The sequence below is a fragment of the Halomonas sp. G11 genome, assembly GCF_001663515.1.
Classification (GTDB): domain Bacteria; phylum Pseudomonadota; class Gammaproteobacteria; order Pseudomonadales; family Halomonadaceae; genus Vreelandella.
In genome coordinates this window covers 1-19268 of record NZ_LYXG01000042.1, presented here as the reverse complement: position 1 = coordinate 19268, position 19268 = coordinate 1, and the positions used below count along the sequence as shown (strand labels likewise).

The window sequence follows — 19268 nt, the reverse complement described above, 5'->3', positions numbered from 1 at the left end:
TTAGGCAGTGGCCGCCACGGGCGCTTCGCGGCCGGGAATCGCCTTGAGCAGATCTTGGGTGTATGCCTCACGCGGGGCGAGGAAGATCTGTTCGGCACTGCCTTGCTCGACGATACGACCATGCTGCATGACCACAATGCGGTCACAAATATGCGCAGCGACACGCAAGTCGTGGGTGATGAACAGCAGCGATAACGATAGCCGTTGCTTTAGCTCTTCCAGTAGTTCCAGTACCTGAGCTTGAATCGACACATCCAGCGCCGACACGGCTTCGTCCGCGACGATCAGCTCAGGGTTTAGCGCAAGCGCCCTGGCAATGCCGATGCGCTGGCGCTGGCCGCCGGAAAATTCGTGGGGGAAGCGCTCCACGGCGCTGGCGCCCAAGCCGACCATGTCGAGTAGCTCGCCCGCCTGCTTAAGTGCCTCGGCTTTTGACTTACCGTTGGCCATCGGCCCCTGGGCAATCGCCATGCCCACCCGGGTGCGTGGGTTGAGCGAGGCGTAGGGATCCTGGAAGATCATCTGCACCCGGTGGCGTTCACGGCGCAGCGCAGTGCCTTTGAGCTGAGAGAGGTTCACCCCGTCCAGCAGCAGTTCGCCGCTGTCGGGGTGCTCTAGGCGTACCACGCAGCGCCCGAGGGTCGATTTTCCTGAACCTGATTCACCCACAATGCCTAAGGTTTCTCCCCGGGCCAGGGTGAGCGAGACATCGTTAAGGGCGCGTACCTCACGGGCAGCTTTAAACCAGCCGCCCCGTGAGCGGAACACCTTGCTCAGATGGTTGATTTCCAGCAACGGCGCTACCTGGCTGGTCTCCCGGTGGGGCGGTACTGCATTGCTGGGAATCGCTGCGATCAGCGCCTGGGTATAAGCATCCTGTGGGTGTTCAAGCACTGGTTTAGCCTCCCCCAGTTCGACGATCTTGCCATGGCGCATCACGCAGACGCGGTTGGCGATTTCCGCCACCACGCCAAAGTCGTGGGTGATAAACATCACCGACATGCCGCGCCGCCTTTGCAGATCACGAATCAGCTCCAGAATCTGCGCCTGGGTAGTCACATCCAGCGCCGTGGTGGGCTCGTCGGCAATCAGCAAGACGGGTTGCAGCGCCAAGGCCATGGCGATCATGACCCGCTGGCGCTGGCCGCCCGAGAGCTCGAATGGGTAGGCGCGAATGGCCTTTTCCGGCTGTGGAATCCCGACTTCAATCAACAGCTCCAGGGCGCGGGTTTGGCGCTCCTTGGCGGTGAGCTGGCCGTGGGCCTCGAACACTTCGGCGATTTGCGCGCCGACTCGCATCAGCGGGTTCAGGGCGGTCATTGGCTCTTGAAATATCATGCCGATTTTTAGCCCGCGCAGGGCGCGGTGCTGCTTTTCTGTCAGGGCGAGCAGATCCTGCCCCTCGAACAGTATCTCACCCTGGGTGGCGTTCACGCCTTTGGGTAGCAGTCCCATCACGGCGTTGGCGGCCATCGACTTGCCGGAGCCCGACTCGCCTACCACGCACATGATCTCCCCGCGATTGACCTCGTAGCTGACGTCTTCCACTGCCAGGGCGCGGTCGGCACCTTTGGGCAGTGCAACGCTCAAGTCACGAATGCTGAGTACCGTTTCAGCGCTTTGATTCTCTGTTGCAGACATAAGAGGCTCCTAGCGCTCGCGGGAAAGTTTGGGGTTCAGGGCGTCGTCCAATCCCTCACCGACGAGATTTAACGCCAGCACGGTGAGCAGAATCGCCACCCCAGGGAAGAAGCTCAGCCACCATGCCTGGCGAATCACCGTGCGTGCCGCACCAATCATATAGCCCCAGGACATCACGTTCGGATCCCCCAAGCCGAGAAACGACAGCGCTGATTCCAGTAAGATGGCGGTGGCCACCATCAAGGAGGCCAGCACAATAATCGGCGACAGCGTATTGGGCAGTATCTGGCGCACAATGATCGTGCTGTTGGACTGGCCGACCAGGCGCGCGGCTTCGACATATTCGCGGTTGCGCAGCGACATGAATTCGGCACGCACCAAGCGCGCGACCGGCGGCCAGCTGACAATCGCAATAGCGAGCACGATCGAGGTGACACTGGGTTGCATGATCGCCACCAGCACAATCGCCAACGCGAAGTTGGGGATTGTCTGGAAGAACTCGGTAAAGCGCATCAATACATCATCAATGATCCCGCCGTAGTAACCAGCAATAGCCCCCAGCGGCACACCAATCAATAGTGCTACACAGGTAGAGACCAGCCCGATGAGCAGCGACACCCAGGCGCCGTGCATCAGGCCAGAGGCCACGTTTCGGCCCATGGTATCCGTGCCCAGTGGGAAGCCTTCCTGGGAGAGTGGCGGCAAAAACGGCCGCTGCACCATGCGCCAGGGCGATTCAGGAAACAGCAGCGGCGCCAGTATGGCCATGGCGATAATCAGCAGCAGGATGATCAGCCCGACGAGGGCGCCACGGTTTTGCGCAAAGCGTGCAAAAAAGCTCATGCGGCCCCCTTCTTGATGCGTGGATCCGCCAGGCTGTAGACCAAATCGGTGATGATATTGAAGACGATGACCAGCGCCGCTGAAAAAAAGAAAATGCCCAGCAGCAGGTTGTAGTCGCGCTGTTCAAGGGCTTCGAACATCAACCGCCCGATGCCCGGCCAGGCAAACACGGTTTCAGTGAGGATGGCGCCACCGACCATTTGCCCCGCTTGTAGGCCTGCCAGCGTGATAATCGGTAATAGCGCGTTGCGTAGTACATGGCGGCGCTGAATAACGCCGGGCTTCAAGCCTTTGGCCCGGGCGGTTTTGACGTAATCCTGCTGGGCGGCATCCAGCATGGAGGTGCGCGTCATACGGGTGTAAATCGCCATAAAAAACAGCGCTAAGGTGGTCGCTGGTAGCACCAGGTGCTTGGCGACATCGAGCACCAGCGCAAACCCAGTGTGACCTGCCCCCACGGTATAGAGGCCGTAGGCGGGCAGCCAGCCCAGGTAGACGGAGAACACCACCACCGACATCAGCGCGACCCAGAACAGTGGCGTGGCGTAGAACACCAGCGCGAGCGCCATAATCAGTGAGCCTGAGGGCTTCTTGACCCGTGCCGCGGCCATCGAACCGGCCACAATGCCGAGTACCAAGGACAGCACAAAGGCCGTGCCGGTGAGCAGCAGGGTGGCAGGCAAACGATCCATGATCAGATCAAACACAGGGACGCCCAACCGGTAGGAGTAGCCGAAATCGAGCATGGCGATTCCAGAAACGTAGCGCCACAGCTGCACATACATCGGCTGGTCGAGGCCGAAGCGCTCGCGCAACTGGTTTAAAAACTCCTGGTCGGCAGCACCCGCTTGTCCCGCCAGAATGGCAGCGGGATCACCGGGGGCCAGCTGAATCAGCAGAAAATTAAAAATAACGATTAAAAACAATACAATGACGGCTTTAATCAACCGCATGATAATCAAACGAGCGTAAACCATAGACACCTTCCTGACGTGGCTCAAACACCCAGGCGGCTTTCGTCGCCTGGGTAGGGCTTAGGCTTTGGTGAAATAACTAGCGGTCTAGCCAAGCATCCTTGAAGCCGTCGTTGACACCCACGCCGGAGGTGACCAGGTTTTTCACATCACAGCGGTACAGCGTCGGGAAGCCAAGCTCCATCAGCCAGCCAACGGGTACATCTTCGTGAAGGATTTCCTGGACTTCGTGATAAAGTTTTTCGCGCTCTTCGTCAGGGAAAGCCGTGGCCGCCTCGTTGAAGAGTTCGTCAACGCGCTCGTTTTCGTAGCCTTCGACGTTATTCCAGGGCGAGCCCTTGGCAATGTTGTCGGAAAGGTAGGTGCGTGAAATACCCAAGGCCGGGTCGCCGTACTGGTACAGGTAGGTAAAGGCCAGGTCGTAATCCCAGTCGCCCAGGCGCTGGTTCCAGCCGCCCACATCGGTGGCCTGGGTTTCGACGTTAATACCCACTTCGCGCAGGTTCTGCTGGACGGCTTCGGCCCAGCGTGTCCATGTTTCCCCATAGGGCAGCGGCAGAATAGTGATCTCTTCACCGTCGTAGCCCATTTCATCCAGTAGCTCACGGGCGCGTTCGGGGTTGTGATCGTAGGGTTCCAGGTCATCGTTCTGGAAGCGCGCATTGGAGCCGAAGGCAGAGAGCGGTACTTTGCCCAGGCCGTTCCACAGCACATCGCGGGCGAATTCGCGGTCCATGGCGTACATGACCGCCTGGCGGAAGCGTTTATCGGCGGTGGGGCCTTCGCGGTTGTTCATCCACAGCATGGCGAAGGGGCTGAAGTATTCGTGGCCCTCTTCGGTCATGCAGACGTTGTCCATCTCGGCCAGGCGGGGAATATCGAAGTTCTCGACGGTACCGCTTGGCAGCACGTCAATGGTGCCATTTTCGAACGCGACCGCCCGGGAAGCGCCGTCAGGAATGATGTGCCAGTTCACACCGTCCAGGTAGGGCAGGTCGTCTTCGTAGTAATCCTCGTTTTTAACCAGCTCGATCACCGTGCCGCGTTCCCAGTTGGAGAACTTGAAGGGACCGGTGCCTATCGGGTGGTCATTGTGCTCGTTATCGCGGAAGTCGGTGCCCGCGTATAGATGCTCAGGCACCATGGTGAAGGTGCCCGCTTCAAAGGAGAGCATAAAAGGGCCGAAGGGTTGAGTCAGGGTAAACTCCACGGTGTGCTCATCGGTAGCTTCGATGTTTTCCACATGCTCTAACACGGCGCGTGCGCTGGGGTTGAGTTCGCGGTGGAACACATCGGCGGAAAACACCACATCCTCGGCGGTAAAGTCTTCGCCATCGTGCCAGGTAACGTCGTCACGAAGGTGGAAGGTATAGGTGCGGCCATCCTCGCTGACCTCCCAGGACTCCGCCAACTGCGGCATGGGTTCAAGGTCGGTGGTATAGCGCAAAAGCCCTTCGTAGATGTTGCCTGCCACGGTGCGGGTGGGAGCATTCTGGATCATTCCCAGCACCAGACCTGGTGGCTCCGGTTGGACAATCGTATTGACGGTACCCCCATGTTGGGGGTCTTCGGCCAGGGTGGCCGATGACAAGGTGAGTGCTGCAGCGGAAATTGCCAAAGCCAATGGTGTTTTCATGTTTCCTGCTCCTCGGTTATTAGCACGTCATCTAGCGACGTTGTGGTTTAGGCGAGCGAGGCGTGATGGGATCGGCCCAATTGTTGTGTTTGTCAGGGGCCTTTTTGAACATAGCAGCGCTTTAAAAAACTGTCGACAGTCGGCAGTCGTCCGTCGACAAAACGCTATTTTTCGCCATACTGAAGACAACGCGTACCCTCCATGAGAGAGTTATATGGCCTTATCAACGGCGGCTCCCAGGGCCTTTATCCAACAGCAGAACCTGGTCGAACAGGTCGCTGACTATTTAACCCAAGCGATTATTCAACAACACTTTTTACCCGGCGAACGGCTTTCTGAAGTGCAGCTCTCCCGCGACTTGGGGGTTAGCCGCGCACCGGTTCGAGAGGCCGCACGTTTGCTGGAAAGCCGCGGCTTGCTGATCTCGAAACCCAGGCGTGGCTTCTTTGTTCGCGCGTTGAATGCCGTTGAACTCGAAGACGTGTTTGATTTGCGGCTGTGCCTGGAACGCCACGCGATTCAGCGCCTGGCCGAGCGCTATACGCCCGAGGCCCAGTGCGCGCTCAAGCAACAGGTAGAGGTGTTGTGTGAGGCAGCCGAAGGCAACGATGGCACCCGCCGCATTGAAGAGGATCTGCAATTTCACCGCCTGATGCTGCACTACGCTGGCAACGAGCGGCTGCTGCGGGCGTTTAATGATCTCAGCCATGAACTGCGCTTATGCATCACCTTGATTACCAAAACCCATGAAGCCCCCGAGACCATCGCCACCAGCCACTTTAAGTTGCTCGACGCGCTGGATAGCGGCCGCCCCGAGGCTTGCCGTGAAGCCATTGATTACCATATTGGGGTGGCCCGGGATTTCGTGGTCAAGGGCGTTGGCGAAACGGGGGAGTAACGGATGAAAGCCTTTTATCACGCTGACCAAATGCTTCACCGGCCGCAAGTCTACTTCTCCCGCGGGAAGATGCGAACGCCCCAAGAAGTGCCGGAACGCACTACTCACCTGCTGTCCGCTGCGCAGAAGCTTGGCTTCGAAATACAATCTCCCGCCGACTATGGCGTGGCGCCGATAAGGGCGGTGCATTCGCTGGCTTACCTGCGCTTTCTGGAAAGTGCCTATCAACGTTGGCATGCCCTTGGGGAAGATTGGGGAGACGAGGTTATCTCCAACATCTTCGTGCGTTCGCCCAACGCCCTGCGCGGCATCCTGGCGGAAGCCGCGCGCTACCTGGCCGATGGTAGCGCGCCGGTGGGTCAGCATACCTGGCAGGCGGCATACTGGTCAGCGCAAAGCGCGGTCGCCGGTGCTGAGGCCCTGCTTAACGGCGAGCGGTTCGCCTACGCGTTAACGCGCCCGCCGGGCCACCATGCGGGCATCGACACCGCCGGTGGTTTTTGCTTCCTCAATAATACGGCGATTGCCGCGCAGCACCTTACCTCGCGCTACCCCCGCGTGGTCGTGCTGGACCCGGACATGCACCATGGGCAGGGTGTTCAGGAAATTTTCTACCAACGCGACGATGTGCTGTATATCTCGATCCACGGCGATACCACCAACTTCTACCCGGTGGTCACCGGCTTCGAGGACGAGCGCGGACAGGGAGCGGGGCTGGGTTACAACATCAACCTGCCGATGCCCCACGGGTCAGGAGAATCGGTGTTTTTTGACCGTCTCGAACAGGCCTGCCAGGCCATTCGCCTGTTTGAGCCGGACGCGATCGTGCTGGCGCTGGGCTTTGACATCGACGAGCGCGACCCCCAAGCCAAAGTGGCCGTCTCCACGGCGGGGTTTGGAGAACTGGGTCGCACGGTGGCGGGCCTGAACCTGCCCACGCTTGTGGTACAGGAAGGCGGTTACTACCTGGAAGGACTGGAAGCCAATGCGACTAGTTTTTTTGAGGGGCTGCTCGGCAACAAAACGCGCTGACGATTAAGCCAGTATTTCCAAGCCTTTTTCAGCCACCAGATTCAGCAACTTCAGTGAAGGGCCGTTGGGTTTTTTATGGCCCTGCTCCCACTTCTGAACCGTGGACACACTGGTATTCAGGTAGGCCGCGAACACGCCTTGGCTGGCATGGTTCTTGGTGCGGATACGCTTGATCTGTATAGCGGTATACTCTTTGACAGGCGGCAGACAGAGTGCATCAAACTCGCGCAGCGTGGTGTCTTTCATTACACCAGCTGAGTACAGGTCTTGAGCCGTTTCATGCACCATGTCTAAGATTGATTTATCCATCGTTTTCTACCTCAATTAACGCGCCATGCATAATGGCTTCGTCTATTGCTTTGTCACTATAACCTAGCAGTTCTCTCGCTAGGTATTTCAAAGCCTTCAATTCATTTGCGCTGATATTAGCGCGAGCGTTTTTGGCAAAACCGTAAACAAAGAACGCCTTATTATCGACTTTGTAAGCTAATAGGGTTCTGCCCCCTCCACGCTTGCCTCGACCACCAATTGCCACGCGTTTTTTCACGACATGACCGCCCAGGTCGGCATCAATCAGACCGCGCTCCATTTCATCAACTGCGGCCAGCAAGTCAGCATCGTCTAATCCTTCCTTTGCTGCCCATTTGCTGAACGCCTTATTTTTAAATATTCGCATCTTATTCCCTTGTGCATACCCCTATTTATAGCACTAGGTGCTATATTTTGCCATCCTTTACTCAGTTATTCTAACTATCGCGATTCGTCAACCTGATAGCCGCTCTGATCAGTGTCTGGCAAGATAGTACCTTTCAGCGATCAGCAAACGATCCGTATAGTCATCGAAAGGACACGGCATGGCCCACCTGCTACGCATCGTGATGATTCACGGCCACCTGGAAGGCGTGGTCGAACTGAGTGTGAATGGCCACACCAATATTTGCGGCACCAACGCCTCGGGCAAAACCACGCTTCAGCGCTTGGTGCCGGTGTTTTACGGCGAGCTACCCAATAAAGTCGTCCCCAAGACGCGCATGAAGTTTGATGCGTTTTACCTGCCCCACCGCAACAGCTACTTGGTCTACGAATACCGCCGCGAAGCGGGCAACATCTGCCAGGTAGTGCTGACCCGCAAATCGGAAGGCGGGGTGGAGTATCGCTTCGTCGCCGCGCCTTACCGGCCAGAAGATTATCTGGTGGAGGGAGAAGACGGCGCCGTGGCGCTGGAGTACGCCCAGTGGGCCAACGGCCTACGCCGTGAGAACATCAACGTCTCGTCCAAGCTCACGGCCACCTCCGAATACCGCGCGGTGATCCAGAACGACTTTACCCCCACGCCCGGCATCATGCCCCACGGCAATCGCAAGGATGCCCTCAAGCTGCGTCAGATGGCCGCGCAGTTCAGCCTGGTCAAGCCCGAGCACCGTATCCGCCATATCGAAAAGCTGGTCTCGGCTGTGCACGCCAAAGAGGGCAAGATGGACACTCTCAAGACCATGCTGGCGGCGATCTTTGAAGAGGACGGCGTCGAGCTGCCGGTGACGCGCATCCGCAGCGCCAAGGCGCGGGAGTGGATCGACCAGATGCGCCAATCCATGCGCCTGGAGCCGCTGCAGCGTTCACTTGCCAAGCTGCACGACGTTGACCGCGAGTTGGCGGATGTGGAGGCGGCACTCTGGCAGCTGAAACCGCAACTGGAAGCCGACCGCCACCGCATTGAGCGCATCCTGGCCGATGCCGAAGCCGAGATGGGCACGCGGCAAGAAGCCTTCGACGCCGAGAAAAACGCCTACGAGGCGGCCCGGGATGAGCTGAACGAGCAGCTCAGCGAGCTGGAAAGCGGCCTCAAACAAACCCAGCGCGACCTGAGCGACCTTCAGGACCAGTATGAAGCCTATGAGGCGGCGGACATGCCCGCCCTTGAGCGCGACCTCAACGCGCTGCCCCAAAAGCGTGCGCAGTTCGAGCAGCTAAAACGCCACCTGTCCGACTTGCAAGAGGCCCACCAGGCAAGTCAAATCCGCAAGGAAGAGCGACTGCGCGAGCTGGGCGAAGTGCTGGCCCGCCAAAGCGAGGAGATCCAGGGGCTGGTCGATGCCCTCAACGAAGAAAAGGCCGCGCATCAGGAAGCCCACTGGGAGGCCCAGCGCCACCTGGACGCCCGCTACCAGAGCCAGCGTGAAGAGGCGGAAGCCGACTTTCAGGAACGCCTCAACCAAGGGGTCGAGCGACTGGCAGCGCTGAAAGCCGCGCTTAGCCACAGCGGCCCCACGGCGGAGGAAAGCGAAGAAGCCACCCTGGTTCAGGCGCGGATCGACCAGGCGCAAAGCGACCACAACGCCGCCAGCAGCCAGCGGGAAAGCCAGCGCCGCGAGCTGGATAGCCTGAAGCGCGAACGCGACAGCGCCGAACAGGCCCACGCGGATGCCCGCCGCACGCTTAGCCGTGCCCAGCAAACCAGCCAGGCGCTGCACCGCCAGCGCGACCCCGCCCAAGGCTCGCTACGCCATTTCCTGCGCTACCACCTGCCCGAATGGGAGCAGCAGCTAGGCAAAGTGATTGCCCCCGAGCTGCTGGAGCGCCGTGACCTGTCGCCGACCTTGACCGAGCAACCCAGCGACGACCTTTACGGCCTGGTGCTGGATACCCACCTGATTGAGCCGCCGGACTACGCTCAGGATGAAGCCAGCCTGCTGGCCGCTATTGAAGCGGCGGACGACGCCGTGGTGCGCGCCGAGGCCGAGCTCGGCAACTGCGAAAAGCAGCTCAAGCGACATAACGAGCGCGTCCAGGCTGCCGAGGAAGCACTAAGCCAGGCTCAACTGGCGGTGAAGCGTGCCGATGAAGAAGTCGAATACGCCCAGGAGGCCCGCCGCCAGTGCCAGGCGCGCCATGCCCAGGCGCAACGCCAGCGCAAGGCCGACCACGAAGCCGCCTTGGCGGAGCAGGAAGCGCAGCAGCAAGCCCTGCGCGACGAACGCCAGACCGCGTTGGACAAGCTAAACGCCGCTCACCAGGCCGAACTACTGGAGCTAAAAGCCGATGCGCAAAGCCAACTGGAGTCCATCGACCGGCAGATTCAGCAGTACAAGACCCAGCTCACCGAGCAGAAGGCCGAGCACAAGCGCCAGTGCGCTGAGCTGGAAGAGGCGTTCGATCAGGAGTTAAAGGCTCAGGGCGTCGACCCGGAAAAACTGCGTGATACCCGCACCCGGCTGCAGCAACTGGACGAGCACATCCGCCACACTGCCGCCCGTCAGGACGAGCTGGACGCCTACAAGCGCTTTATGCGCGTAAGCTGGGGGCAGCGCAAACCCGAACTGGTCGAGCAGGAAGGGCGTTTAAGCCGTGAGATAGACACCGCCCAGCGTAAGCGCGAGGAACACCAGCAGGCCTTCAAAGCCACCAAGGCGGCCCACCAGCAGTACGTTGCCGCGTTTGAAACCAAGCGCCGCGAAAGTCACGAGGTGCTCAACGACCTCAAGCCGCTGCTCAAGCAGCTCGATGAACTCACGCTGACCTCGGACGCCACACCCCAACAGGAGGCCCCCGGCGATGTCGCCGAGCGGCTGTCGCGCACCCGTCAGGCACTCTCGCGCCGGGCCCAGGAACGCGACACGCTGCGCAAGGGCTGCCAGGAAGCGGAGAGCCAGCTGATCAAAGGGGCCAGCACCAGCTTTGTCGACGCGCTGGAAAGCGAGCGCGCCCGACTGGCCGACCCCGACGACCCGCGGGCGCTGCTGCCACTGCTTGGCGGCATGCTCAAGCTGCTGGAAGACCAGCAGCAGCAGCTGATTCAGCAGGGGCGCAATCTCAGCGACGACCTGGACAAATTCTTCACCGTGTTCCGCGACCTCAACCGCCGCATCAGCGCCCAGAGCAAGCGCCTCTCCGATGAAGTGGCCGACGACCTGCGCCTGGATGGAATCAGCAAGGCCGAGGTGCGTATCCAGTCGACCATCGACGAACTCGGCTTCTGGGAGCCGCTCAAGCTATTCGCCCAGCGCTACAAGGCGTGGCGCGACTCCGAGCAGACCCTGCCCAGCGATGACTACCTCAACGCCCTGGCGGACGTGGTCGATCTGCTGCGCAGCGACCAGCAGTACAGCTTTGAAAGCCTGCTGCGCCTGGAGCTGCACCTCAACGAAGGCGGCACCGACCTGATCATCAAGAACGACCGCCAACTGCTCGAATCGTCCAGCCACGGCATGGCGTATCTGATTCTGTGCAAGTTCCTGCTAGCGTTTACCCGTTTGCTGCGCGGCCGGGCGGCGATCGCCATCCACTGGCCCATCGACGAGATCGGCACGCTGGCTTACCACAACGTCGAAAAGCTGTTTGACGCCTGTGACAGCAACCAGATTCATATTGTCGGCGCCTTCCCCAACCCGGAATCCGACGTGCTGCTGCTGTTCCATAACCGCTACCTGATCGACCGCGACGCCGACGACCCCGCCAAACGACGGCTAAAACGCATCGAGCCCCGCCAGAGCCGCCTGGCCGAGCGGCTTAAAGCCCGCCATGAGGAGGTGCCGGTATGAGCGATATGAGTCTTCTACCCCATGGCCCGCTGCTGGAGCGGCTGCTGGCGGGCGAGTTTATCTGCGCGGTGAGCGACGAAAGCGCCTTCAAGCGCCTGCAGGATGACGCCACGCGGGAGGCCATTGACAGCTACCTGCGCCCGCTCAACCGCCGCGTGGCCAGCAGCCAGGAGGAAGGCGTGTATTTTCTCGCCTGGCGTCAGTTGGATGACACCGCACGGGACCAGCTCGCCCGCCAGCTGGGCGACACCGTCAACAGCCTGCTGCCGCTGCTGGAATGGCTACAGCTGGTACAGGAAGCCCTGGGCCGCGACAGCGTGCTGTCCCCCGGCGATGTGCTCAAGCCCGGCGAGCTACAGGCCAAAAGCGAAGACAACCCCAGCCTGCGCGAACGCATCGAGCGCCTGGCAACCGACAGCTTCTTCGGCTCCCAAAGCGACCAATTGGATGCCCAGGTTAAGCAGGTGTTCAAGCGGTTGAGAGAGCACGGCTACCTGCTGCAGCCCCACGCCGACCGCCAGGTATTCCTGGTCACCGGCAAGGTCGACTACCTGCTCGAACTGGTGCGCTTTATTCGCGACGAAGAGCACCTGCCGGTGGACGACGAGGGCGAGGATACCCAGGAGGCGCTGCTGTGAACGACGCGGAAACGCCAGGGCTGGAAAGCCGTCTGATCACCACCGGGGTGGAGCGCCTGGCCCTGTTGGGCCGCCACGCCGAGGCGCTGATGCAGGGCTACGCCAACGATCAAGTCCCTCTGGAAGGGCTGAGTCAAACCGCGCTGCGCAAGCTGCTGAGCGCGCGGATTGTCTGGCGGCCCGACGAGCAGGGCGGCCTCAAGCTGACCCCCAAGGTGCGCGAGCTGATCGCCGAAATGGTGTCCGATGAAGCCCGGCGCCACGTCAACGCCGATGTGGCCGAGGCGCTTGAGCTGATCCGCAGCCTGATCCAGAGCTATCGCGACTCCAGCGGCCGCGGCGACTACTGGCAGCAGGAGCAGCAACTGTTGCGCCTGCGCCAGGCGGTGGATGACATGAACGGCCGCTTTGCCGACGCCATCGACAGCCTATGGCAGCGGCTCAACAGCGACTTTGGCTTTGTCAGCCAGCTCAACGACAAGGTGCGCGAAAACGACCGCGCGCAAAAGCAGGTGGTCCGCCTGCTCGATGGGCTGGCGCTGATCGACTTTGACGAGTTGATCGAACTGGTGGGCAGCGACGGCACGCTGCGCAAGGTGTTGATCAGCCAACTGCAACAACAGCTCAGCCAGCACTACACCAGCCTGCGTGAAGTGCAGCACCGCTTGATCGAGTTGATGGCGCGTTTTCGCCGCATGCAGGCACGCAGCCGCCTGGTCTCAGGCATGGCCGCCTTCCTGCGCGAACACCCCGGCTTCACCCCCGGCAACTACGCCCGCCGCAGCGAGGTGCCCGCGCTGTTCAATCACGCAGCGCCCCTCACCGCCGCCGGGGCCGTCGCGCTGGACCGCGCCCAGGATATGCCAACCCTTAGCGCGCTGCTGGAAAACGTGCCCACGCCGTTACGTGCCGCCCAGTCGGTCACCGCGGCCCGCCCGGCGGAACACGTCGAAGACACGCTCATCGCCGCCCGCCAGCAGGCCCTCAAGGATGACGTCGAAACCTTCTACCTCAGCGTAGTGGACCGCGCCGAGCAAGCCCCCATCAGCGCCCTGGACTACCTGCACCAAAGCGAGCTGCAGTGGCCTCCAGAAATCTGGCTGTTCCAGGTCATCGCCGAGCACCAGGGCCTGCCGCATAGCGAGCAGCGCGCGTTTCATCTTCATCAGCAGGAAGAAAGGGCGAGCGCCTACAACGATGTGAAATTGATTCGTGACGTGTCGTTAGGCCTGACGGTGTAACGATGGATGACCAGACGCTCACGGCCAAGGTCTACAGCAAGCTAGGCGATGTCGACCGCCAACTGCGCAAGCAGTCGTGGGTCGACAAGAAGCGCAGCCAGCAGTGGGTAGAAGCCTTCATCCACTGGTGCGATGCGCAGGAAATTGAGCTTGGCCCTCGGGTGAACCATCAATCACTGCGTTTTGATCGCGCCCTTATCCAGCAGGTGAACGAAGCGCTTGGTAGCCAGCGACTCACCACCATTGAGCAATGGCAGAGCGGCTTGACCAGTGCGGCGCAAGCGGAGCAGGGCATCAATGAAGATAAAACCAACCGCGAGGGCCCGCGCGCCCGGCGGGTGTTGGTGAACACGCCCGCCAGCGCCCCCGCTTGGCTCTCGGCCCAGCCGCGCTCGATGCACGACGTCGACTGGCGAGATATAAACATTGAACAGTGCGACGTACTCATCCAAGTCGAAAACCTGGACAGCTTTTACGCCTTTTCACCGCAAATCCCCGCGCTAAGCGACTACAAACAGCCGCTGGTGGTGTACCGCGGCGACAGCCACTACGGCGGCGCTTTCAAGCAACTCGCCAACGCCTGGAACGCGACCCAAAAACCGCACCTCTACGCAGGCGACTTCGATGTCAAAGGCCTCAGCATCGCGCTTTTCAGCGGCGCCTCGCACCTTCTACTCCCGCCGCTGGCATGGCTCACCGAGCAGGCCACCACACTTCACGACCCCGCCAAACAACTCGAACACCGGCGCCGGATTGAGAGCCACCGCGACCAACTACCCGCCGTACATCCGTTACAGCCGTATCTAACGCTGCTACTCGACCAGCAGCGCGGGCTAAGGCAGCAGTGGTTGGGTGAGCGGTTGGAGCGCGTAGCGCTGGTGTGATGAAGGCCACCGGTGCGCTTGGCGTTAGTTAGTGAGTACAAAGGGCACACAATGTGCTACCCTTTGACCCATGAAACCTATCACATGGAACCCAGAGAAGAACAAGCTTCTCCAAGCAGAAAGAAACATATCTTTCGAGGATGTGGTTTTGCACATCTCGGTTGGAGGTATCCTGGATACGTTCGAGCATCCGAATCAGGAGCGGTATTCTGGTCAACAAATTCATGTGATTGAGATAGAAGGGTATGCGTATTTGGTACCCTTTGTGGAGTCAGAGGATGAGGTTTTTCTGAAAACGATCATCCCTAGCAGGAAAGCGACCAAAACCTATTTGGGAGGTCCGAAATGAGCAGGCTGAATAAAGAAGAGCAGGAAATTCTGGATGCATTTGATGCAGGAGAGCTGCAGCGGTCGCCAGATAGTGAGAATAGGAAAGCACAGCATCAAGAGTATGCCGAGGCGATGTTTAAGAAGGATGCCCGTATCAACATCAGGCTTTCTTCCAAGGATCTTCGTGGTCTTCAGAAGAAAGCTCTGGCGGAGGGCATCCCCTACCAAACACTTGTTGCTAGCATCCTCCATAAATATGTCGAAGGTCGTTTGCATGAGGATCGGTAGCTAATCCAGCTATCCAACGGATGCCAAAACCTGGGCTTTGCTCTGGTTTTATCACCGGTGATGGCGAGCGTTAGACATATGCAAACAGCTCTACGAACACCAGAAAAAGCCGATTATAAGGCTATCGTGGCTTGGATCAGTGATAAGAAAGCCTGTTCCCGCTGGGCTGGGCCATCCGTGCCGTTTCCCTTTGCTGCAGCCAATTTGCCTGAGCTACTCGCCGTTGAAGGGTGTTCTAGCTATTGTTTATCCGATAGCGATAACCGCTGCGTTGGTTTCGGCCAGTTCTGGCCCGGAAAGCAGGGCGCGGTTCATATCGGCAGGATTATTGTTTCGCCTGAGGTAAGAGGGAGCGGCGCAGGCCGCTTGCTTTGCGAAAAGCTGATAGCAAAGGCCAGAGAAGCAACAGGCGCGTCGACGGTGACGCTGCGCGTCTATCGGGACAACCCTGCCGCTCGTTCTTTATATTCAAGCCTTGGCTTCTCCGTCATCGAGTCGGAATCCACGGATGACTTATTATTCATTAGTACAACGGTTAATCGTTCACGTAAGGCTGGCGCATAAGAAGCAGCATTAGTCAGGAGTCCTTTCATGAAGCTGTGTGCCGCTCAGTTGCAACCCGTGGCCGGTGATCTGGCAGCCAACGTTGCTAAGCATCTTGAACTCATCGAGCTTGCGGTTTCGCAGCAGGCCGATGTGGTATTTTTCCCTGAGTTGTCGCTCACGGGTTTCGAGCCCCGGCTCGCGGATGCCCTTGCCATGGATATAGCGGATCAGCGGCTTGACGTGTTTCAGGAACACAGCGACAAAACTAACATGCTGATCGGCGTCGGCATGCCAATCTCCATTGGCTCCGGTGTGTCTATCGGCATGGTGTGGTTCTCGCCTGGTGATACTCGCCGCCTATACGCGAAACAACAGCTGCACGCTGATGAACTTCCTTACTTTGTCGCGGGTGGCAAACAGCTTGTAGTGGAGAGAAGCGGCTCCAGGCTTGTGCCTGCTATCTGCTACGAGTCGCTTCAAATGAATCATGCTGACCGTGCAGCCACCTTGTCTGCCGATATGTATCTAGCCAGTGTTGCCAAACCGGCTGGTGGTCTTGCCAAGGCAATGACACATTATCCTGCGGTCGCAAGCAAACATAATATGCTTGTGATCATGGCGAATTGCGTCGGGCCTAGCGACGACTTTATCAGCGTTGGGCAGTCGGCCGCCTGGAATGTCAGCGGGGAACTGCTTGCCCAGATGGATGCTGAATCAGAGGGCGTGGTGGTACTGGACACCAGAAACGGAAGCGCTAGCGTAAAGACGCTTGATTATTAAGTGATCCAGCCGATGTCATCAGTAGCACGATAGAGTTGGCCTTGGTTAAGGACATAGGAGTGTCAAAATGTTTGATTACACAATAATTCACTGGGTGACATTTCTTGGTGCGGCGGTCCTGCTAAACCTTTCCCCAGGCCCAGATATTGCTTTCATTTTGGGGCAAACATTGCGTAACGGACGTCAGCATGGATTCGCTGCGATGTTTGGCATTTGGACCGGGGCAGCGTTGCATGTCGTGATGGCGGCGGTGGGGCTTTCCGCAATCCTTGCCACGTCTGCTCTGGCGTTTTCTATTGTTAAGTGGGTCGGCGCCGCCTATTTGATATGGCTGGGTATCAAAATGCTCCTGTCGCGTGGTGACTCTTTCGAGCCCAGCGGGAGCGTCAGCCAGCAACGAATGCATTCAATTTATTGGCAGGGAGCGCTGGTGTCTGCCCTTAACCCGAAAGTGGCCGTATTTTTTCTGGCTTTCCTGCCTCAGTTCGTCGTGGAAGGTGCTGGCCCGCCCAGTGTTCAGTTGCTGTTGCACGGAAGCCTGATCATTGTTGTCGCGGCTTGCATAGAGCCACCTTTGGTTATGCTGGGGTCAAGGTTAGGCGTTTTCTTGAGACAAAATCGGCGAGTTGGCTTATGGATGGATCGCGGCCTTGGAGCCTTGTTCGTTGCCTTGGGCGCGCGTCTGGCTACTAGCACAAGATAATATCGGCGAGCGGTGGTGCCGTTTTTGCCTTTAACCATATAACCAGGCCATGCACCGCGGATGCCAAAACCTCCGCTTTGCTCCGGTTTTGTCACCGGTGATGGCGGGCGTTGAAGTATTTTGCTGCACCTCATCGGCTATGATGTAATACAGTGTAGTCGATAGCATTGGGGGTACAGTCATGAGCGTCACTACCGTTCGTCTTCAAGCAGACGTTGAACAGCACCTAGAAGCAATCGCCAGCAGGCTCCACCGGAGCAAAGGTTGGGTGATCAATCAGGCACTATCAGAATACATTGAAAAGCAACAGCGTGAGCAGGCTCGTTGGCAGCAAACGCTGGAGGCAATGGAGTTGGCCGCCCAAGGAAAGATAGTTGATGCCAGCGAGGTTCATAGTTGGCTGAATAGTTGGGGAACCGAAAACGAGCAGGACGCGCCGAGGTCAGGTAAGTGAAACTGGTTTACACGGACGAAGCCGTTGAAGACCTGAAGCGCCTCAGGGAGTTTATCTTAGTGCACAACCCCTCTGCGGCAGGCAGGATAGCCTCAGAGCTGGTTGGCAAGATCGAATTGCTACCAGACTTTCCCAAAATGGGTACGCCGGTCGACATGGCGCCGGTGCCTGATTCTATTCGAGATATGGTTTTCGGAAAATACGTCGTTCGATATTCAATTCATGCTAGTGCCATCATTATTCTCCGGGTATGGCATGGCCTTGAGGGTGAGCAATAGCAATTTAAGCAGACGCGGCACAATTAATTTGGACGATCTTCACCCTTTGGATTTTGAAGCCGCTTAACGAAAGCGTCTGTGGTCGCTAACCCTCCTGTCGTAAAAGGCCAAAAAGCCGAACGTATTGAAAATCCATATGCTGACAGCCGGTGTCCTGGATTCTAGAGGGATCACAACCAAGCTATGAACTTACTCTTCCTCGGCACCTCCGCCGACGTGCCCACCAAAAGCAGAAACGTCGCCGGGTCGCGATGCGAGAAACCAGCGTACTGTCCGCCGCACTGATTTCCCCCATCATTCTGAAAGAAGGCTTCGGACGGCGATGAATTAACTTCAGTTTAAAAGCTGTATTGCCCAGCCAGATGCATATAAGCCGAGCCCAAACGCTGTATGTGTTATGAGGCTCTGCAGTCTGGCAGAGGCAGGATGCGGCGTTCGGGATGCGGCAACTCCGGCACCCATACCCGGTTGCATCAGCAGAAAGGGGGCTGCAATGGTACCTATGCCAATTGCGAGTGCGGGGCCAAGCGTTGGACTCTGAATCCATGACTCTCCCCATATACCGATTAATAAGGCAGCGAACGCGATGCCTATCAGATAATGAGCTGTCCACCCTATAATGCGTTCTCCCCGTTTGGGGCTGGATGCGGCAATATTGTCATGATGAAACTGTCCGTGTGCCATGTGGGCTATCCAGCGTCCCACCATCCCATAGTTCGGGAGAGGGACTCCGAGCAATGGCTTTCGCACGATGCTCCACACGTCCATCACTGCAGTAGCTCCAATCCCGATTATTAATATGAATAGTACGTGGTTCATAGCCCCTCCTTTGTCGCCTTGATTTCTAACTGGGGGTAGCCTACGACTTAAAGTCGACTTGAGGTCAAGGAGTAATTATGGATATCGCTGAAGTAGCCAGACGTTCGGGTGTTCCTGCCTCAACGTTGCGCTTTTATGAGGAGAAAGGGTTAATCAGATCGCTTGGAAGGCAAGGGTTACGCCGAGTTTTCAATGACAATATATTGGAGCGGCTGGCACTGATTGCGCTGGGACGTGCAGCGGGATTCTCTCTAGATGAAATTGGCAGAATGATAGGACCTAAAGGAGACCCTAATATTGACAGAGAGTTACTGGTGAACAAGGCAGATGAACTTGATAAAACTATCAAAAGCCTGATAACGGTACGAGACGGTCTCCGGCATGCCGCCGTTTGTTCTGCCCCAAGCCATATGGAATGTCCGAAGTTTCGACGTTTGCTTGGATTAGCGGCTTCGGGGGTGATTAGTAGAAAAGATGTGGGGATGCTTTCCCCAAAAAAGGCGCTTTAATGCGGCTTTATAACGTCAATGCAACATAAACATAGCAAGATACGGGTCGGCAGTCTGTGAGGGGCCTCTTAGAATTGCCTCTGTTCCGGTTAGATACCAATCATTTAGAACAGAGAGAAAGAGGTCGAACACATGACTACACTAAAGAATAAAGTCGTTATTGTTACGGGTGCCAGTGGGTAATCCCCCCATTTTTAACGGGGTTCAAAAGTAGACCTCAGGCCATCATGGCCAAC

Annotated in this window: 20 protein-coding genes; 13 read left to right on the top strand and 7 right to left on the bottom strand. The window is 58.2% G+C overall.

Features of this window, described 5'->3' with window-relative positions:
* From ADS46_RS16470 to ADS46_RS16455, 4 genes are all read right to left on the bottom strand, one after another.
* Positions 1-1641 (bottom strand): ABC transporter ATP-binding protein, encoded by a 1641-nt coding sequence (locus tag ADS46_RS16470; protein WP_066321838.1) that lies wholly within the window; start codon positions 1639-1641, stop codon positions 1-3.
* Between the two features lie 9 nt (positions 1642-1650).
* Positions 1651-2484 (bottom strand): ABC transporter permease, encoded by an 834-nt coding sequence (locus tag ADS46_RS16465; RefSeq protein WP_066321837.1) that lies wholly within the window; start codon positions 2482-2484, stop codon positions 1651-1653.
* Positions 2481-3461 carry an ABC transporter permease gene (locus ADS46_RS16460; protein WP_066321835.1) on the bottom strand — a complete coding sequence of 327 codons (981 nt, stop codon included), beginning with the start codon at positions 3459-3461 and terminating at the stop codon, positions 2481-2483. Before ADS46_RS16460 ends, ADS46_RS16465 begins: the two co-directional genes overlap by 4 nt.
* Before the next feature lie 76 nt (positions 3462-3537).
* On the bottom strand, positions 3538-5094 hold the full coding sequence (locus ADS46_RS16455) for an ABC transporter substrate-binding protein (RefSeq protein ID WP_066321834.1): 1557 nt from the start codon (positions 5092-5094) through the stop codon (positions 3538-3540).
* A 214-nt stretch (positions 5095-5308) separates the two neighbouring features.
* On the opposite strand from ADS46_RS16455, the gene ADS46_RS16450 reads away from it, so the two are divergent.
* On the top strand, positions 5309-5992 hold the full coding sequence (locus ADS46_RS16450) for a GntR family transcriptional regulator (RefSeq protein ID WP_066321833.1): 684 nt from the start codon (positions 5309-5311) through the stop codon (positions 5990-5992).
* 3 nt (positions 5993-5995) lie between these two features.
* Positions 5996-7024, top strand: a complete 1029-nt coding sequence (locus ADS46_RS16445; RefSeq protein WP_066321832.1) for a histone deacetylase family protein — start codon at positions 5996-5998, stop codon at positions 7022-7024.
* A 3-nt stretch (positions 7025-7027) separates the two neighbouring features.
* On the opposite strand, the gene ADS46_RS16440 is transcribed toward ADS46_RS16445, so the two are convergent.
* Together ADS46_RS16440 and ADS46_RS16435 are read right to left on the bottom strand one after the other, a co-directional pair.
* Positions 7028-7333: a helix-turn-helix domain-containing protein gene (locus ADS46_RS16440; protein WP_066321831.1), complete on the bottom strand. Its 306-nt coding sequence runs from the start codon at positions 7331-7333 to the stop codon at positions 7028-7030.
* A complete protein-coding gene (locus tag ADS46_RS16435) occupies positions 7326-7700 on the bottom strand; it encodes a type II toxin-antitoxin system RelE/ParE family toxin (RefSeq protein WP_066321830.1) in 375 nt (124 codons plus the stop codon). The genes ADS46_RS16440 and ADS46_RS16435 overlap by 8 nt, the downstream gene beginning before the upstream one ends.
* A 178-nt stretch (positions 7701-7878) precedes the next feature.
* Here ADS46_RS16435 and ADS46_RS16430 point away from each other — a divergent pair, with 178 nt between their 5' ends.
* The 10 genes from ADS46_RS16430 (at position 7879) to ADS46_RS16385 (ending at position 17704) form a co-directional block, all read left to right on the top strand.
* Positions 7879-11562, top strand: coding sequence for an ATP-binding protein (locus ADS46_RS16430; protein ID WP_066321826.1), 3684 nt, complete (start codon positions 7879-7881; stop codon positions 11560-11562).
* Positions 11559-12200 carry a condensin complex protein MksE gene (locus ADS46_RS16425; RefSeq protein WP_234346864.1) on the top strand — a complete coding sequence of 214 codons (642 nt, stop codon included), beginning with the start codon at positions 11559-11561 and terminating at the stop codon, positions 12198-12200. Before ADS46_RS16430 ends, ADS46_RS16425 begins: the two co-directional genes overlap by 4 nt.
* Complete coding sequence (locus ADS46_RS16420; protein WP_066321825.1) at positions 12197-13441, top strand: hypothetical protein; 1245 nt, start codon at positions 12197-12199, stop codon at positions 13439-13441. The genes ADS46_RS16425 and ADS46_RS16420 overlap by 4 nt, the downstream gene beginning before the upstream one ends.
* 2 nt (positions 13442-13443) lie before the next feature.
* Complete coding sequence (locus ADS46_RS16415; RefSeq protein WP_066321823.1) at positions 13444-14325, top strand: DUF7281 domain-containing protein; 882 nt, start codon at positions 13444-13446, stop codon at positions 14323-14325.
* A gap of 345 nt (positions 14326-14670) precedes the next feature.
* A complete protein-coding gene (locus tag ADS46_RS16405; RefSeq protein WP_066321819.1) occupies positions 14671-14943 on the top strand; it encodes an antitoxin in 273 nt (90 codons plus the stop codon).
* A 78-nt stretch (positions 14944-15021) separates the two neighbouring features.
* Positions 15022-15507 (top strand): GNAT family N-acetyltransferase, encoded by a 486-nt coding sequence (locus ADS46_RS18655; protein WP_199825258.1) that lies wholly within the window; start codon positions 15022-15024, stop codon positions 15505-15507.
* A 27-nt stretch (positions 15508-15534) separates the two neighbouring features.
* Entirely contained in the window at positions 15535-16269 is a 735-nt protein-coding gene (locus ADS46_RS16400; protein ID WP_066321818.1) for a carbon-nitrogen hydrolase family protein, read from the top strand.
* Positions 16270-16336: 67 nt separating this feature from the next.
* A complete protein-coding gene (locus tag ADS46_RS16395; RefSeq protein WP_066321817.1) occupies positions 16337-16972 on the top strand; it encodes a LysE family translocator in 636 nt (211 codons plus the stop codon).
* 181 nt (positions 16973-17153) lie between these two features.
* Positions 17154-17426, top strand: coding sequence for a CopG family ribbon-helix-helix protein (locus ADS46_RS16390; RefSeq protein WP_066321816.1), 273 nt, complete (start codon positions 17154-17156; stop codon positions 17424-17426).
* The gene (locus tag ADS46_RS16385; protein WP_066321815.1) at positions 17423-17704 is read left to right on the top strand and encodes a type II toxin-antitoxin system RelE/ParE family toxin; all 282 of its coding nucleotides are present in this window, start codon (positions 17423-17425) and stop codon (positions 17702-17704) included. The genes ADS46_RS16390 and ADS46_RS16385 overlap by 4 nt, the downstream gene beginning before the upstream one ends.
* Before the next feature lie 333 nt (positions 17705-18037).
* Here ADS46_RS16385 and ADS46_RS16380 read toward each other — a convergent pair whose 3' ends face one another.
* Complete coding sequence (locus ADS46_RS16380) at positions 18038-18523, bottom strand: DUF2938 domain-containing protein (protein ID WP_066321813.1); 486 nt, start codon at positions 18521-18523, stop codon at positions 18038-18040.
* A 77-nt stretch (positions 18524-18600) separates the two neighbouring features.
* On the opposite strand from ADS46_RS16380, the gene ADS46_RS16375 reads away from it, so the two are divergent.
* Positions 18601-19032: a helix-turn-helix domain-containing protein gene (locus ADS46_RS16375; RefSeq protein ID WP_066321810.1), complete on the top strand. Its 432-nt coding sequence runs from the start codon at positions 18601-18603 to the stop codon at positions 19030-19032.
* Positions 19033-19268 lie beyond the last annotated feature (236 nt).

Coding starts and splice junctions, on each gene's coding strand:
- ADS46_RS16375 (WP_066321810.1), top strand. CDS start 18,601: ATGGATATCGCTGAAGTAGCCAGACGTTCGGGTGTTCCTGCCTCAACG.
- ADS46_RS16440 (WP_066321831.1), bottom strand. CDS start 7,333: ATGGATAAATCAATCTTAGACATGGTGCATGAAACGGCTCAAGACCTG.
- ADS46_RS16460 (WP_066321835.1), bottom strand. CDS start 3,461: ATGGTTTACGCTCGTTTGATTATCATGCGGTTGATTAAAGCCGTCATT.
- ADS46_RS16450 (WP_066321833.1), top strand. CDS start 5,309: ATGGCCTTATCAACGGCGGCTCCCAGGGCCTTTATCCAACAGCAGAAC.
- ADS46_RS16390 (WP_066321816.1), top strand. CDS start 17,154: ATGAGCGTCACTACCGTTCGTCTTCAAGCAGACGTTGAACAGCACCTA.
- ADS46_RS18655 (WP_199825258.1), top strand. CDS start 15,022: ATGCAAACAGCTCTACGAACACCAGAAAAAGCCGATTATAAGGCTATC.
- ADS46_RS16465 (WP_066321837.1), bottom strand. CDS start 2,484: ATGAGCTTTTTTGCACGCTTTGCGCAAAACCGTGGCGCCCTCGTCGGG.
- ADS46_RS16425 (WP_234346864.1), top strand. CDS start 11,559: ATGAGCGATATGAGTCTTCTACCCCATGGCCCGCTGCTGGAGCGGCTG.
- ADS46_RS16430 (WP_066321826.1), top strand. CDS start 7,879: ATGGCCCACCTGCTACGCATCGTGATGATTCACGGCCACCTGGAAGGC.
- ADS46_RS16455 (WP_066321834.1), bottom strand. CDS start 5,094: ATGAAAACACCATTGGCTTTGGCAATTTCCGCTGCAGCACTCACCTTG.
- ADS46_RS16395 (WP_066321817.1), top strand. CDS start 16,337: ATGTTTGATTACACAATAATTCACTGGGTGACATTTCTTGGTGCGGCG.
- ADS46_RS16445 (WP_066321832.1), top strand. CDS start 5,996: ATGAAAGCCTTTTATCACGCTGACCAAATGCTTCACCGGCCGCAAGTC.
- ADS46_RS16415 (WP_066321823.1), top strand. CDS start 13,444: ATGGATGACCAGACGCTCACGGCCAAGGTCTACAGCAAGCTAGGCGAT.
- ADS46_RS16380 (WP_066321813.1), bottom strand. CDS start 18,523: ATGAACCACGTACTATTCATATTAATAATCGGGATTGGAGCTACTGCA.
- ADS46_RS16435 (WP_066321830.1), bottom strand. CDS start 7,700: ATGCGAATATTTAAAAATAAGGCGTTCAGCAAATGGGCAGCAAAGGAA.
- ADS46_RS16470 (WP_066321838.1), bottom strand. CDS start 1,641: ATGTCTGCAACAGAGAATCAAAGCGCTGAAACGGTACTCAGCATTCGT.
- ADS46_RS16405 (WP_066321819.1), top strand. CDS start 14,671: ATGAGCAGGCTGAATAAAGAAGAGCAGGAAATTCTGGATGCATTTGAT.
- ADS46_RS16400 (WP_066321818.1), top strand. CDS start 15,535: ATGAAGCTGTGTGCCGCTCAGTTGCAACCCGTGGCCGGTGATCTGGCA.